General features: G+C 69.8%; 14 protein-coding genes. 7 read left to right on the top strand and 7 right to left on the bottom strand.

Translation table 11 applies throughout. From position 1 onward, the window contains the following. Window positions 1-5 precede the first annotated feature (5 nt). Window positions 6-680: a YoaK family protein gene (locus A5730_RS04145; protein WP_067896042.1), complete on the top strand. Its 675-nt coding sequence runs from the start codon at window positions 6-8 to the stop codon at window positions 678-680. On the opposite strand, the gene A5730_RS04140 is transcribed toward A5730_RS04145, so the two are convergent. The 4 genes from A5730_RS04140 to A5730_RS04125 all read right to left on the bottom strand — a co-directional run bounded on the left by A5730_RS04140 (window position 673) and on the right by A5730_RS04125 (window position 4,853). Next, window positions 673-1,782 carry a phosphodiester glycosidase family protein gene (locus A5730_RS04140; protein WP_156745680.1) on the bottom strand — a complete coding sequence of 370 codons (1,110 nt, stop codon included), beginning with the start codon at window positions 1,780-1,782 and terminating at the stop codon, window positions 673-675. The two genes, A5730_RS04145 and A5730_RS04140, sit on opposite strands and share 8 nt — an antisense overlap. Before the next feature lie 79 nt (window positions 1,783-1,861). Continuing rightward, window positions 1,862-3,247 carry a YhgE/Pip domain-containing protein gene (locus tag A5730_RS04135; RefSeq protein WP_067896034.1) on the bottom strand — a complete coding sequence of 462 codons (1,386 nt, stop codon included), beginning with the start codon at window positions 3,245-3,247 and terminating at the stop codon, window positions 1,862-1,864. Window positions 3,248-3,273: 26 nt separating this feature from the next. Continuing rightward, window positions 3,274-4,008 carry a pirin-like bicupin family protein gene (locus tag A5730_RS04130; protein WP_067896032.1) on the bottom strand — a complete coding sequence of 245 codons (735 nt, stop codon included), beginning with the start codon at window positions 4,006-4,008 and terminating at the stop codon, window positions 3,274-3,276. Between the two features lie 20 nt (window positions 4,009-4,028). Then, entirely contained in the window at window positions 4,029-4,853 is an 825-nt protein-coding gene (locus tag A5730_RS04125) for a MarR family transcriptional regulator (RefSeq protein ID WP_156745683.1), read from the bottom strand. Between the two features lie 108 nt (window positions 4,854-4,961). Here A5730_RS04125 and A5730_RS04120 point away from each other — a divergent pair, with 108 nt between their 5' ends. Beyond that, entirely contained in the window at window positions 4,962-6,104 is a 1,143-nt protein-coding gene (locus A5730_RS04120; protein ID WP_082946707.1) for a dihydrodipicolinate reductase, read from the top strand. Here A5730_RS04120 and A5730_RS04115 read toward each other — a convergent pair. Further along, window positions 6,101-7,513, bottom strand: coding sequence for an alpha/beta hydrolase domain-containing protein (locus A5730_RS04115; RefSeq protein ID WP_067896025.1), 1,413 nt, complete (start codon window positions 7,511-7,513; stop codon window positions 6,101-6,103). The genes A5730_RS04120 and A5730_RS04115 overlap by 4 nt on opposite strands. Beyond that, on the bottom strand, window positions 7,510-8,508 hold the full coding sequence (locus A5730_RS04110) for a sigma-70 family RNA polymerase sigma factor (protein WP_067896022.1): 999 nt from the start codon (window positions 8,506-8,508) through the stop codon (window positions 7,510-7,512). The genes A5730_RS04115 and A5730_RS04110 overlap by 4 nt, the downstream gene beginning before the upstream one ends. Window positions 8,509-8,590: 82 nt before the next feature. Here A5730_RS04110 and A5730_RS04105 point away from each other — a divergent pair, with 82 nt between their 5' ends. From A5730_RS04105 to A5730_RS04090, 4 genes are read left to right on the top strand one after another with little or no spacing between them, the layout of a single operon-like run. Continuing rightward, window positions 8,591-9,424, top strand: a complete 834-nt coding sequence (locus A5730_RS04105; RefSeq protein WP_067896020.1) for an alpha/beta hydrolase — start codon at window positions 8,591-8,593, stop codon at window positions 9,422-9,424. A 36-nt stretch (window positions 9,425-9,460) separates the two neighbouring features. Further along, window positions 9,461-10,210, top strand: a complete 750-nt coding sequence (locus A5730_RS04100; protein WP_067896017.1) for a DUF2786 domain-containing protein — start codon at window positions 9,461-9,463, stop codon at window positions 10,208-10,210. Further along, on the top strand, window positions 10,207-10,719 hold the full coding sequence (locus A5730_RS04095) for a TIGR04338 family metallohydrolase (protein ID WP_067896014.1): 513 nt from the start codon (window positions 10,207-10,209) through the stop codon (window positions 10,717-10,719). The genes A5730_RS04100 and A5730_RS04095 overlap by 4 nt, the downstream gene beginning before the upstream one ends. Then, entirely contained in the window at window positions 10,716-12,842 is a 2,127-nt protein-coding gene (locus A5730_RS04090; protein ID WP_197506143.1) for a glycoside hydrolase family 3 protein, read from the top strand. Before A5730_RS04095 ends, A5730_RS04090 begins: the two co-directional genes overlap by 4 nt. A 128-nt stretch (window positions 12,843-12,970) precedes the next feature. On the opposite strand, the gene mymT is transcribed toward A5730_RS04090, so the two are convergent. Then, window positions 12,971-13,117, bottom strand: coding sequence for a metallothionein MymT (mymT, locus tag A5730_RS24155; RefSeq protein ID WP_055401173.1), 147 nt, complete (start codon window positions 13,115-13,117; stop codon window positions 12,971-12,973). A gap of 129 nt (window positions 13,118-13,246) precedes the next feature. On the opposite strand from mymT, the gene A5730_RS04085 reads away from it, so the two are divergent. Further along, a complete protein-coding gene (locus A5730_RS04085; RefSeq protein WP_067896011.1) occupies window positions 13,247-13,903 on the top strand; it encodes an O-methyltransferase in 657 nt (218 codons plus the stop codon). The last annotated feature ends 73 nt before the right edge of the window (window positions 13,904-13,976 follow it).

Here is a 13,976-nt window from a genome sequence, read left to right as displayed (position 1 = left end):
GACCCATGGCCGTTACGTCCCCGGTGTCGGAGCGATCGACGGTCGCTGCGCTGTTGTTGCTGACCTTCGCGACCGGGCTGGCGGACTCGATCAGCATCCTGGTGCTCGGCCATGTGTTCGTCGCCAACATGACCGGAAACGTGATCTTCCTGGGCTTTTGGCTTGCGCCGCGGACCAGTATCGACATGACCGCGGTCGTGGTGGCCCTGCCGACCTTCGTGTGCACCACGATCGTCAGCGGCCGCATCTCACGGCATTTCGCGGACCGGACACGGGACTGGATCACCACCGTATTGGCAACGGAGATAACCCTTTTGGTGACCCTGGCGATCCTGGGCGGCACGGGAGCGCTGCACTACCACAGCAACACCAAGCTGATCATGATCGGCATCCTCGCGGTCACGTTCGGCCTGCAGCATTCGAGCGCCCGCCAGTTCGGCATCCAGGAACTGTCCACCACGGTGCTGACGTCGACGATCGTCAGCCTCGGCCTGGACAGCCGGCTCGCCGGCGGCTCCGGCGACCGTCAGGCGTTGCGCATCGGCGTCGTGTTGACGATGTGCGCCGGCGCCTTCCTGGGGGCGACGATGTCACGGTTCGTCGTCGCGCCGGTGTTCGCGGTGACCGCGGCGGTGGTGGCGGCCAGCCTGCTGATCTTCCGCTTCGGGCCGGCTAGTTGAAGGCCAGCCAGCTGGGCAGCGCCCGTTCGTGCGAATCGCAGAGCACCTGCCGGGTGTCGCACGATCCCCGCGGCGAGCCCGCGCCGGCCCACATGCCGCCGGTGTCGCGGCGCAGCACGATGGCCGACGACCCCCCGCCGTCGAGCAGGATCGCGTTGTCGCTGCCCAGGCCGCGGAACAGGTCCTGCATGTTGTCCGGCGTGTAGCTGCCGCCCTCGAAGACGTACATCTCGTCTTTCTGCCTCGAGTACGCCAAAGCCGTTCGCGCGGCGCTGGGTCCGCCGTCGCGCAGCTGCCCGGTGTTGCCGGGTGCCAGCAGCCCGATGCCGGACACCGCGACGAACCGCTCGTTCTTGTTCAGCAGATCCTCGACCACCGGAGTGGCGGAGTCGTAGTCGCTCTTGGTCTTCGGCCACACCACATACGGCGCGCCGCCGGAGGGCAGGATCATCGTCGTCAGGACGCTCCAGCTTTCGCCGCCGCCCGAGAGGCCCTGCTTTCCGGGATAGGCGACGGTGCCCGTGACGGCCTGGTTGGCGCGGCCCTGGCCGTGGGTGTTGTCCACGAAGGCGCCCAGCGGTGAGCTGCAGCCGGTCTGGCGCCATGAGCCGGCCTTCTGCCCCCGCACGTCGAAGAAGTTGGCGTTGATCGCGATCGTCGGTTGGCCCATCCGCTGCCACGCCTGAAGGGGCGCATAGAGTTCCGACGCCTGCCAGAGTCCCTCACCGGTGCGGGCCCCGGGGTTGTTCTCGCAGCGCGCCTGATCGCCTTGGTGGGTGTCGACCAGCAGGTGCGGCGAGAGCCGTCCCGCAGCGTTCTTGATGATCATCAGGTGGCCGCCGTTGTTCATCTCGTACCAGCTGCCGCCGGCGTTGAGCATGGGTGCGGGGTGGCCGGGCCCGAAGTTGTAGACCAGGTAAGAGCCCTTGGTGGTGTTGATGGCGTTGGCCAGCAGGTCGCGGCCGTCGGCGGCGTGCGCGACCGGCTGGCCCGCGGTGCTGGCCAGGGCGACGCATGCGAGCACCGCGGTGCAGCCGGCCACCAGCCGGCGCAAGCTGGCGCGTCGGGTCAGCACGATCGCCCTTTCCGTCCTGAGCGGGATGCAACCTAAACATCATCTGTCACATCCGTCACACCGTCAAACTTGATAACGGGCCCATGACGGTCGGGCGGCGTTCGAATTACGTTTCGTCGCTTGCGCTTTCGGGCTCGGTCAGGTCGGCCTGTCCGTGCTTGCCGCCCTGGCGCGCCTTGTGCTGCGCCTGGTGTTCCATGGCGATCGCCATCTCGACCGCCCCGGGGATGCGGTGGAAACCCTTGCGGTCGTACAGGTGGGTGATGATGCCGCCCAGCAGCAGCCCGATGACCAGGCCGAGCGTCGTCATCAGCAGCGCCTGCGATATCCCGGTATCCGCGTGCCCCTTGAAGTACAGCAGCGACCGGGTGCCCAGGAAGACCTGGTGCATGGGCTCGAACTCGGCCAGCCAGCGGAAGAAGGGCGGGGTCGCCTCCAGCGGCACGGTGGCCCCGGCCGACGGCAACCCGAGGATCACGAAGATCAGCATGCTGACCAGCAGCCCGCCCGTGCCCAGCACCGAGAGCAACGAACTGGACGTGATCCCCACCGCGGCGATCGCGAAGGCACCGAACGCCCAGAGCTGCCAGCCGAGGTCGATCGGCATGCCGAGCCCGTGCGCGATCGCCAGGTAGACCGCGGACGTGAGCAGCCCCAGCAGGACCATGATGGCCCACTTGAGCAGCAGCGTCTGGAAGCGCGAGATTCGCACCTGCTCGGCGAAGCGATACACCGGCCCGAATTCGGCCGGTACGTAGCCAAGCAACGCGTCGACGAGGGTGCTGACCACGATGCTGCCGGTGAACCCCGCGAGCAGGAGCAGCAGCGCGTAGTAGAAGGCCGACAGCCCGTTGCCGGTGCCGTTGGGCAGCGGGCTGTACACCGTCGACTCGATCTCGATCGGCGTGGAAAGCCCCTCCTCCGCGGCCCCGGCGAGCGGGGCGCCGCCGGTCTGCGCCTTGACCTGTGCCAGAAGCCGTTCGCCCACTTCACCATTCGCCTGGCCCATCGCCATGTTCAGCGTCTGGGCGGCGATGCTGGAGCCGAGCGTGCCGGCGCGCGGGTTGGTCGAAATGGTGATCACGGGCCGTTCGGCGGGGCCGGGTTGCACCGCGCTGGCGCCCAGATCGCGCAGCTTCGACGAGAAGCTCGGCGGTATCAGCACCGAGCCGTACACATGGCCCGTGTCGAGCTGATGCTTGGCGGCGTCGCGGGTGAGCACGCGGACGTCGAACTTGTTCTTGTCCAGGCCGTTGACCAATCGACCGGTCAGTTCCGCACCCGCCGGCCCCGCATCCTCGTTGACCACGGCGATGGGGAAGTGCCGCAGGTTGGTCATCGGGTTCAAGATGCCGCCGAGATAGAGCGCGCACAACGCCGACATCAGGGCCAGCGTGATGACCAGGGGCGCCGCCCAGAACCGCACGGTCCGGACCGCCTTGATGTTCCGGTTCGGGTTGGGCGCCGCGTGCTGCGGCCGCGATTGAGACATGCCGGCTCCTGTCTGTCACGCACACTCTATGGGCTTGCGCCGCTCAGTTTCGCGTGCATCTCCCAGACCAACAGCTCCGACGACTCGTTCGCCGTGACCCGCGCTCCGCCGCCGTCGGTGAAGCGGACGGCGTCGCCCTCGCGCAGCGCGCCGGCTCCCTCGCACTCGACTTCGCCCCGGGTGACGAATAGGTGCAAGAAGGGCGCGTCCGGCAGGCCGACCGCGTCGCCGGCTCCCAACCGCGCGGCGTGCAGCGCGGCCTTGCGGTTGTGCAGGGCGATCGCCCCGTCGCGGCCGGCGATCCCCGAGGCGATCGGCACAAGCGTGCCGTCCAGCTCCTGGGCGTCGATCTGGTGCTGTTGGTAGCCCGGGCTGATTCCGGTCTCATCGGGCACCACCCACATCTGAACGAAATGCACTGGCTCCGTGGACGAGTCGTTCTTCTCGGAGTGCAGGATCCCGCTGCCCGCCGACATGCGCTGGGCCAGGCCCGGATAGATCACGCCGCGATTGCCGATGGAGTCCTGATGCGCCAGTTGACCGCGCAGCACCCACGTCACGATTTCCATGTCGCGGTGCGGGTGGGTGTCGAATCCGGTTCCGGGCGCCACGATGTCGTCGTTGTTCACCAGCAGCAGCCCGTGGTGGGTGTTGTCCGGATCGTAATGGTCGCCGAACGAGAACGAGTGCCGCGACGTCAGCCACGGAGTCCTGGTGACGGCCCGCGTCGCCGCACGCCGGACTTCCGCGTGGGCAGACATGTGTTCAGCCTAATCGGGGGTCAGGCCACCGTCGCGGCGAGCAGCCCCTGCGCGTGCCGAAGCGCGGCGTCGAGCTCCGGCAGGGCCAGCGCGTCCGGGCGCGCGAGGTGGATCTCGATCTGGTACTCGGGCTGGCCGTCCGGCCCGAAGATGGGCAGCACCACGAATTCGGCTGCAGCCAAACCGGTTTCGAGCTCAGCGGTGACCGACTGCAGCGTTACCATCGTCATCAGGGTGGTGAGCTGGCGGGTGACGCGCGCCGTCGGCTCCAGGGAGGCCAGCACCTCCGCCAGCCGGTTGTGCAGCGACTGGTGCGTGTCGTCGAACCGCCACGCACCGTACCCGCGCTCGCGGATGTCGGCGAGCACCCGCTGGTGCTCCGCGATTTCCGCCCGGGTCAGCCGCGGCATCACCCCGTGCAGCCAGGCCCGGACTAAATCGTCGTCGCGCCAGGCCATCGCGACCAATCCGAACGGCGGGTCGATGGGGAAGCGCTGACCGACGGCGCGCCCGCCGTCGGTTCCGTGGCCGACCGCGTCGACGGTGATCAGGTGCCGGCCGCCGATCTTCGACATCGAGCACCCCGCGCCGAGCGTCTCGTGCAGGAATTGCAGCGCATCGCGCCCCCGGTCCAGCAGCGGGAACTGCACCCGCAGCCCGTGCACCAGCCCGAACAGCCCGCTGCCCAACACGTAGCGGCGATCTTCGCGGCGGGACACCCAGGCGCGCCCCTCGAGCTCGGCGAGCACCAGGGCGCACGTGGAAGTGCTGATCGCGCAGTCCTTCGCCAGCTCGGCCGAGGTCAGCCCCGCGCGGGAATCCGCAAGCGCGGCAAGTACATCCATCACGCGGCTAGTGGGCGGCGATTTGCCGGTTGACGTACTAATGTCCAGCTCCCTACGATCCGTCCAAATTGTAATCATATCCGTCCTAATATTAGGAGATAGTTTGTCGTGATCAAGGTGGGAGTGTGGGGGCCGGGTTCGATGGGGGTGATCGCCCTGCGCGGCGTCATCGACCACCCGGAATTGCAGCTGGTGGACCTGGTGGTGCACAGCGACGCCAAGGCGGGGCGCGACGCGGGTGAGCTGTGCGGCATCGCACCGGTCGGGGTGGCGGCCACCCAGGCCCCGGCGGCGCTGCTCGCAGGGGACGCCGACGCGGTGGTGTACGCCGCCGGGGCCAACCTGCGGCCGCTGGAGGCCGTCGAGGACATGGCCGCCGTCCTGCGGGCCGGCAAAAACGTGGTGTCGTGCTCGGTGGTGCCGCTGGTGTTTCCCGACGGCCTGGGCCCGGCGGGCGCGACGCTCACCGACCCGCTGCGACGGGCCGCGCTCGACGGCGGTGCGTCATTCTTCACCACGGGCATCGACTCCGGATTCGCCAATGACGTTCTGCCGCTGGCGCTTACCGGGGTATCGCGGGTCATCGACTCGGTGCGGGTGACCGAGATGTTCAACTACGCCACCTACCCGGACCGGGCCGCGGTCTACGAGATCCTCGGGTTCGGCAAGCCGCCGGAATACCAGGCGTTCGCCGCCCAGCCGGGAATGTTCACGTTCGGGTGGGGACCCGTGCTGCATCAGCTGGCCGCCGGCCTCGGCGTGGTGATCGACGACATCGAGGAAACCAACGAGCGGCTGCCCGCCGCGGAGTCGTTCGACACTCCGACCGGTCACATCGCCGCCGGGACGGTCGCGGCCATGCGCTCCACGCTGACCGGATACGTCGGCGGCAAGCCGACTTTCGTCCTCGACCACGTCACCCGCATGCGCGACGACATCGCGCCCGACTGGCCGCAGCCGAACATCGCGATCCCGCCCAAGGACCTGGGCTACGGGCCGGCCTCCGGCCGCGGCCTCTATCGGGTGGAGATCGAGGGATCGCCAAGCGTGCGGTGCGAATTCGAGATGGCGCAGGACCACGACCACGACCTGGGCGCGCGCATCGCGGGCGCGTCGCGAATGGTCAACGCGATCCCGGCGGTGTGCGCGGCACCGCCGGGGCTGCTCTGCGCGCTGGACCTGCCGCTGATCCCGGGCAGGGGTCTCATCCGCCCGGTGCCGGGACCGCCGCCGGACAGCCGCCTGTTCTAGGGCCGGCCGTCGGGATAGGTCGCGGCGGCGAGTTCCAGGATCTCGGCCCGGTCGGCCGGCAGGATGAAGCCCGATTTGATCGACGCGTCGAGCGCGGCGGTGAAGCGCTCCAGATACTCGGCGGCGCCGCCGGGATACAGGCGGTCCAGCGTGGCGGTGTCGAAGGTTTCGCCGGACCCGAAGATCGCGGCCATGATGTTCTCGTCCGCGGTGACGCCCGACGTCCGGGCGATCGGCACGTCGACCCAGGGCGTCCGGATGCCGCCCCGGGCAAGGCCGTTGGCGTCCAGCAGCAACTGCACGGGTTCGGTCTCGCGCACGTCGATCGGCGACGCCGCCGGCGCCGGCTCGCCCGTGCGGACCCAGCCCTCGAGCGCGGCGATCGACGCCTGCACCACATAGTGGTGTTGGGGGGCGAAGTTGATGTTGTGCGAAAGCTGTTGGCCCATCAGCATGTTGGTGGGCGCGTAGGCGGCGACGATGTCGGCGATCGGCGCCGCCCCGGAGTCGATCGGCGCCACCTGGATGGTGTAGTTGTCGGCATGAGCGGCGCCGGGTATCTCCCAGACCCGTAACCGCGCGTTATCGGGTTGCCGGGCCAGGTAATAACCCAGCGGCACATGGCCGACGAGGTCGGTCTCGGTGATGATGGTGATCAGCGGGACGCGCAGGTCCGGCCGAAACTTCACCGCCTGCTGCCAACCGCTGGACGCCTCCATGCCCTCGATCAACGAGCCGCCGTCCAGTGGGGCGGCCGGCCCGAACCGCGAATGCACGAGGAAGCCGTCGTAGACCCGGGCGAGCGGGTCGACGGCGTTGACGTAGGTGGTGAGGAACATCGCCGATTGCGACTCGCCGATGCCGACGACCCGTTGCGGGCGCAGGCCGCCCAGCACGGCCCCGTCCCGGGTCAGGCCGGCGGTCTGCGAGAAGATGTCGAAGGCGAAGGCGTCGCCCGGATGCTTCAGGCTCGCGTAGCGCGCCGGGTCCTGGGTCTTGAGCGACATGTCCATCCCGAGCAGGCTCGCGCCGCCGTCGACGCCCACCTTCTGCGCCGAGACGGCGACGTAGGCGTAGCCGGAGCGGACGATCTCGCGGTGCGCCATCATCCACACGGCCGGTGCGTCGATGCCGCCGCTGACGTTGAGCCATTCGACCAGCACGGTGCCGTTGAACCGGGCCGGATCCGTGGGTGTCAGCGCCACGATGCGCGTGGTGTAATCGGCGGTGCCCGAGGGCTTTACGTCCCATCGGCTGTCGGGACCCAACGACGCTGGGGGGGCGTAGGACGAGGCCGTGCCGGATACGAAGAACTCCTCGGCGCGGTAGCCGACGCTGCCGATGTCGAAGGCGCCCAACAGCAGCAGCGCCTTTCCGGGCACCGGCCTGACGTCGAGCGGCTCGGTCATAGCGCCTCCGGCAGCCCGAACTTCGCGAACAACCGCTCGTCGAGGAACGCCACCACGTGCGACACCCCGTCGTCGCGCACATCGAGCACGTGCAACTGGAAGGGCACGTGCCGATCGCCGGCACGCATGTACATGGCCGCGCCCGGCTGGCCGTTGGCGAGCACCGGCACCAGGCGCATGTCGCCGGCGGACTCGGCGGGGCAGTGCTGATGTATGAGGGTGACGATGTCGCGCGCCCCCCGGTACCAGCCGGTGTACGGCGGCATTTCCCAGATCGCCTCGGCGGTGAACAGCTCCACCAGGCGGTCGATGTCGTAGCTCTCGAAGGCGGCGATGTAACGGTCCAGCAGGTCCTGCACCTCCGGCGAATCCGGCGGCGTCAGGCGTTCGCTGGAGCTGGGCCCGACGGCGTCCAGCTGCGAGCGGGCCCGCTGCAGCAGGCTGTTGACCGCGGTCGTGGTGGTGCCGATCGCTTCGGCCACCTCGGCGGCCTTCCACTGCAGCACGTCGCGCAGCAGCAGCACCGCCCGCTGCCGAGGTGAAAGGTGTTGCAGCGCAGCCACAAACGCCAGCCGGATCGACTCGCGCGACCCGACGATGACCGACGGGTCGGCCGGGTCATTCGTCAGGTCCGGGATGGGCTCGAGCCAGGGCACCTCGCGGAGCTCCGCCAGCTCGGCGGTCGGGTCGGAACTGGGGGCGCCCAGGCCGGTCGGCAACGGCCGGCGCTGGCGGCCCTCCAGCGCGCTCAGGCAGGTGTTGGTGGCGATGCGGTGCAGCCACGTCCGCATCGACGACTTGCCCTCGAAGCGGTCGTAGGCCTTCCACGCCCGCAGCAACGTTTCCTGAACCAGATCCTCCGCGTCGTGCAGCGAGCCGGTCATCCGGTAGCAATGGGCGAGCAACTCGCGACGGTACGGCTCGGCATGCGCCGAGAAGTCCCCGCCGACCTCGCCAAGATCGGAGTTTGCGGCGTTTTGTGCGAGTAGCCCCACAACGACAGAGCCTACGACAGTGTCCGGCGGGGCGACCTGCGCCGGGAGCCATTACGCTGCCCGTAATGACTAGGACCGCGCAGTGAACCGATCCGAACGGAGCTTCGACGGATTCGGTGGCGTGCGCATCGTTTACGACGTCTGGACCCCGGACACCCCGCCACGGGCGGTGGTGGTGCTGTCGCACGGTCTGGGCGAGTACGCCCGCCGGTACGACCACGTCGCGCAATGTTTCGGTGCGGCGGGCCTGGCCACCTACGCGCTGGACCATCGCGGGCACGGCCGCTCCGGCGGCAAGCGGGTCCTGGTGCGCGACATCTCCGAGTACACCGCCGACTTCGACAGCCTGGTCCGGATCGCCACCCGGGAGCATCCCGGCCTGAAGTGCATCGTGCTGGGGCACAGCATGGGCGGTGGCATCGTGTTCGCGTACGGCGTCGAACGCCCCGACAACTACGACCTGATGGTCCTGTCCGGCCCCGCGGTGGCGGCCCAGGAGCAGGTGTCACCGCTGATGGTGCTGGCCGCCCGGGTGCTCGGCGCCCTCGTGCCGGGCCTGCCGGTGCAGGAGCTGGACGTCGATGCCATCTCCCGGGACCCCGCGGTGGTGGCGGCCTACAAGAGCGACCCCCTCGTCTACCACGGGAAGGTCCCGGCCGGCATCGGCCGCGCCCTCCTGCAGGTCGGCGAGACCATGCCGCAACGCGCGGCGGCGCTGACCGCGCCGCTGCTGGTGGTGCACGGCTCCGAGGACCGGCTGATCCCGGTCGCGGGCAGCCGGCGCCTGGTCGAGTGCGTGGGTTCCACCGACGTCGAGTTGAAGGTCTACCCCGGGCTTTACCACGAGGTGTTCAACGAGCCGGAGCGCGACCAGGTGCTGGGCGACGTGGTCTCGTGGATCACCGCGCGGCTCTGAGGCCGGGTGTCGGATCGCTCCCGTAGGTTGGCGCATATGAGCGACGACAAGATGCTGGCCCGCATCGCGGCGCTGTTGCGTCAGGCCGAAGGCACCGACAACCCGCACGAGGCGGACGCGTTCATGAGCGCCGCGCAACGGTTGGCGACGGCGGCCTCGATCGACCTGGCGGTGGCGCGGTCGCACTCGGCCAACCGCTCGGCGGCGCAGGCCCCCACCCAGCGGACCATCACGATCGGCAACGCGGGCACCAAGGGGCTGCGGACGTATGTGCAGCTATTCGTGTTGATCGCCATGGCCAACGACGTGCGCTGTGACGTGGCCTCGAATTCGACGTTCGTCTACGCCTACGGGTTCGCCGAGGACATCGACGCCACCCACGCGCTGTACGCCAGCCTGGTGGTCCAGATGGTGCGGGCGTCGGACGCCTACCTCGCGTCGGGCGCCCACCGGCCGACGCCGACCATCACCGCGCGGCTCAACTTTCAGCTGGCCTTCGGGGCGCGCGTGGGGCAACGGCTGGCCGAGGCCCGCGAGGAGGCCCGCCGCGAGGCGACCAAGGACCGCCGCCGCCCCCCGGGCACGGCTATTGCGCTGCGGGACAAGGACCTCGAGCTGCACGACTACTACCGCAGCGCGTCGAAGGCGCGCGGCACCTATCAGGTGAGCCGGGCGACGGCCGGCTATTCGTCGGCGGCGCGGCGCGCGGGGGACCGGGCCGGCCGGCGGGCGCGGCTGGGCAACAGCCCGGAACTGCCGGGCGCTCGTACCCCGCTGGGCCGGTGAGCCCGGGGCGATCCGCCAAGCGGGACTCGCAGCGAGCCAAGGTTTACGCGGCCGAGGAGTTCGTCCGGACGCTGTTCGACCGTGCCGCCGAGCACGGCTCACCCGCCGTGGACTTCTTCGGCGCGCAGCTCACCCTGCCGCCGGAGGGTCGATTCGGCTCGGTTTCGGCGGCGCAGCGCTATGTTGACGAGGTGCTTGCGTTGCCGGCGGTGCGCCGGCGTTGGCCCTCCGTCGCCCCGCTGCGGGTGCGCCCGCGCCGGGCCGCCACCGCGGCGCACTACGAATCCCGCGACGGCGCAGGCGTTATCGCCGTCCCCGACCGGGACACCGCCGACTGGGCGCTGCGCGAACTGGTGGTGCTCCACGAGGTCGCGCACCACCTGTGCCAGGCCGGGCCGCCGCACGGCCCGCAGTTCGTCGCGACGTTCTGTGAGCTGGCGGAGCTGGTGATGGGTCCCGAGCTCGGGCACGTGCTGCGGGTGGTGTACGCGAAAGAGGGTGTGCGGTGACGTCTTTCGGCGACGCGGACGCCCGGGCGCGCGAGGTCGAAGCGGCGCTGACCGACGACGAACGCTTCTCGCTGCTGGTGGGCGTGATGGGTGCCGGCGAGATGTGGCCGGTGCGCGACGAACGCATCCCGCCGAACGTGCCGATGAGCGCGGCCTACGTCCCGGGCGTTCCCCGGCTCGGCATCCCGGCGCTGCTGATGAGCGACGCCGGCCTGGGCGTGACCAACCCCGGCTACCGCCCGGGTGACACCGCCACCGCGCTGCCCGCGAGCCTCGCCCTGGCCGCCGGCTTCGACCCGTCGCTCGCGCGCGCCGCGGGGGAGGTGATCGGCCGGGAAGCCCGCAGCCGCGGGTTCAACGTGCAGCTCGCCGGCGCCATGAACCTCGCGCGCGACCCGCGCAACGGCCGCAACTTCGAATACCTTTCCGAGGACCCGCTTTTGACCGCGACGATCGCCGCCGAGTCCATCGACGGCATCCAGCGGCAAGGCGTCATCTCGACGGTCAAGCACTTCTCGCTGAACTGCAACGAGACCAACCGGCATTGGCTGGACGCGGTGATCGATCCCGACGCGCACCGCGAATCCGACCTGCTGGCCTTCGAAATGGCCATCGAGCGCGCCCAGCCGGGCGCCGTGATGACGGCCTACAACAAGGTCAACGGCGCCTACGCCGCCGCCAACGACGTCCTGATCAACCGGGTGCTCAAGGGCGCCTGGGGATACCGCGGCTGGGTGATGTCCGACTGGGGCGCCACGCCGTCCTGGGAGTGCGCGCTGGCCGGCCTCGACCAGGAATGCGGGGCGCAGATCGACGCGCTGCTGTGGCAGTCGGAGACCTTCGGCGAGCCCCTGCGGGCCGCCCATGCCGACGGCAGGCTGACCGGCGACCGCCTCTCGGACATGGTCCGGCGGATCCTGCGGTCGATGTTCGCCGTCGGCATCGACCGGGCCGACGCCGCGCCCGCGCCGGACATGGCCGCGCACAACGACATTGCGTTGCAAGCCGCCCGGCAGGGGATCGTGCTGCTGACCAACCGCGGGATGCTGCCGCTGGCGCCGGAGTCGACCGCCCGGATCGCCGTCATCGGCGGATACGCGCACGTCGGGGTGCCGGCCGGCTTCGGCTCGAGCGCGGTCGTCCCGGCCGGCGGCTACGCCGCCGTGATACCGATCGGCGGCTCGGGGATGGAGGCCGGGATACGCAAGCTGCACCTGCTGCCGTCGAGCCCGCTGGACGAACTGCGGAAGCAATTCCCGTACGCGCAAATCGAATTCGACCCCGGGGTGACCCCCGCGGAGGCGGTGCTGGCCGCGCGGCGCGCCGACGTCGTCATCGTGTTCGCGATCCGCGCCGAAGGCGAAGGCTTCGACATCGCCGACCTGTCGCTGCCGTGGGGCCAGGACGATCTGATCACCGCGGTAGCGGGCGCCAACCCCGACACCATTGTGGTGCTGGAAACCGGCAATCCGGTGGCGATGCCGTGGCGGGATTCGGTGCGGGCCATTGTGCAGGCGTGGTACCCGGGACAGGCCGGCGGCCAAGCCATCGCGGAAGTCCTTGCCGGCCGGGTCAATCCGTCGGGCCGGCTGCCCATCACCTTTCCGGTCGATCTGGCCCAGACGCCGCGACCGGAGCTGCCGGGCCTGGGCGCACCATGGGGGACGCCGACCACGATCTCCTACGCCGAGGGATCCGATGTCGGCTACCGGTGGTTCGCCGCCACCGGCCAAACCCCGATGTTCGCCTTCGGACATGGGTTGTCCTACAGCGCTTTTGAATACCGCGACCTGGAAGTGGGCGGCGGGCAAACGGTGACCGCCAGCTTCGGCGTCACCAACGTCGGCGACCGCGCCGGGGCCGACGTCCCGCAGCTGTATGTGACCGGCACCCCCGATGGGCGGTGCCTGCGATTGCTGGGATTCGAGCGGGTCGAGCTCGATCCGGGCGCCACCCGCCGCGTGCGGATCGAGGCCGACCCGCGGTTGCTCGCCCGCTACGACGGCCGCGGGGGAAGCTGGCGTATCGGCCCGGGCGAATACCGGGTGGCGGTCGGCACGTCGGCGGTCACGCCGCTGCTGACCGCGACGGTCGAACTCGCCGGCCGCTCCTTCGGGCGCTGATCCCGCGGGCTGCCGCCGCCGGCCGCATCGAGTGTGCGTTCACGGTTTTGGTGTGCGCTGGGAAGGTGGGGTTCCCGGCGCGTCGCCGCCGGTGGACGCACACTCGATGCGGGCCTAAAGCGTGCGGACTACTTGACCGGGGTCAGCGCGTCGCCGCAGGTGCAGCGGTACGGCTCACCCGAACCGGAGCAGTGGCAGGGCACCTCGATCCGGACGCGACACCCGCAACCCTCGTGGCCACAGGTCAGTTCGGTGCCTGCTTCGTAATTTGCCATGTCATTCACCCATTTCTTTGTCGTGGACTCTTGCGGCTGTGATCGACCACAGCGCCCACTATATACCCCCCATGGGTATATGCAACCAGTCGTGGCCGTTCCGACACCGCCGCGACTAGCGTTGGTGGCATGACCCGGGAACCAACCCCCCAAGACGTCGACGAGTTTCTGAACGCCACCCTGGTCGGCGACGACCCGGCCCTGAGCACCGCGTTGGAGGCCAGCGACGCGGCCGGGCTGCCGCAGATCGCGGTGTCGGCCCAGCAGGGCAAGTTTCTGAGCCTGCTGGCCGGTGCGATTCAGGCGCGGCGCATCCTCGAAATCGGCACGCTGGGCGCCTACAGCACCATCTGGCTGGCCCGCGGTGCGGGCCCGCAGGGCCGCGTGGTGACGCTGGAATACGAGCCCAGGCATGCCGAGGTGGCGCGGGCCAACCTGGAACGGGCGGGCGTGGCCGACCGGGTGGAGGTGATCGTCGGCGCGGCGCTGGACACCTTGCCGGTTCTCGACGGGGCCCCATTCGACTTGGTGTTCATCGACGCCGACAAAGAGAACTACGTCGCGTACCTCGAGTGGGCGGTCCGCCTGGCCCGCCCCGGCGCACTCATCGTGGCGGACAACGTTGTTCGGGAGGGGCGGATCCTGGAGCCGGACGGCAACGCCCAGGCGGCGGCCGTGCGCCAGACCCTGGAGCTGATGGGCGAGCACCCGCGGCTGGACACGGCCGTCATCCAAACCGTCGGGGCCAAGCGCTGGGACGGCTTCGCGCTCGCCTCGGTGCGCTAGCTGTACTCGGCCAACAGGTTGGTCACAGTCGGCTGATGGGTGGTAGGCCGGCGAGTGCGCTGTGGCGGCGTTG

The organism is Mycobacterium sp. ACS4054 (assembly GCF_001667275.1).
Lineage (GTDB): Bacteria > Actinomycetota > Actinomycetes > Mycobacteriales > Mycobacteriaceae > Mycobacterium.
Note: the sequence above shows the minus strand (reverse complement) of the source record. Positions and strands in the feature narration are given on the sequence as shown.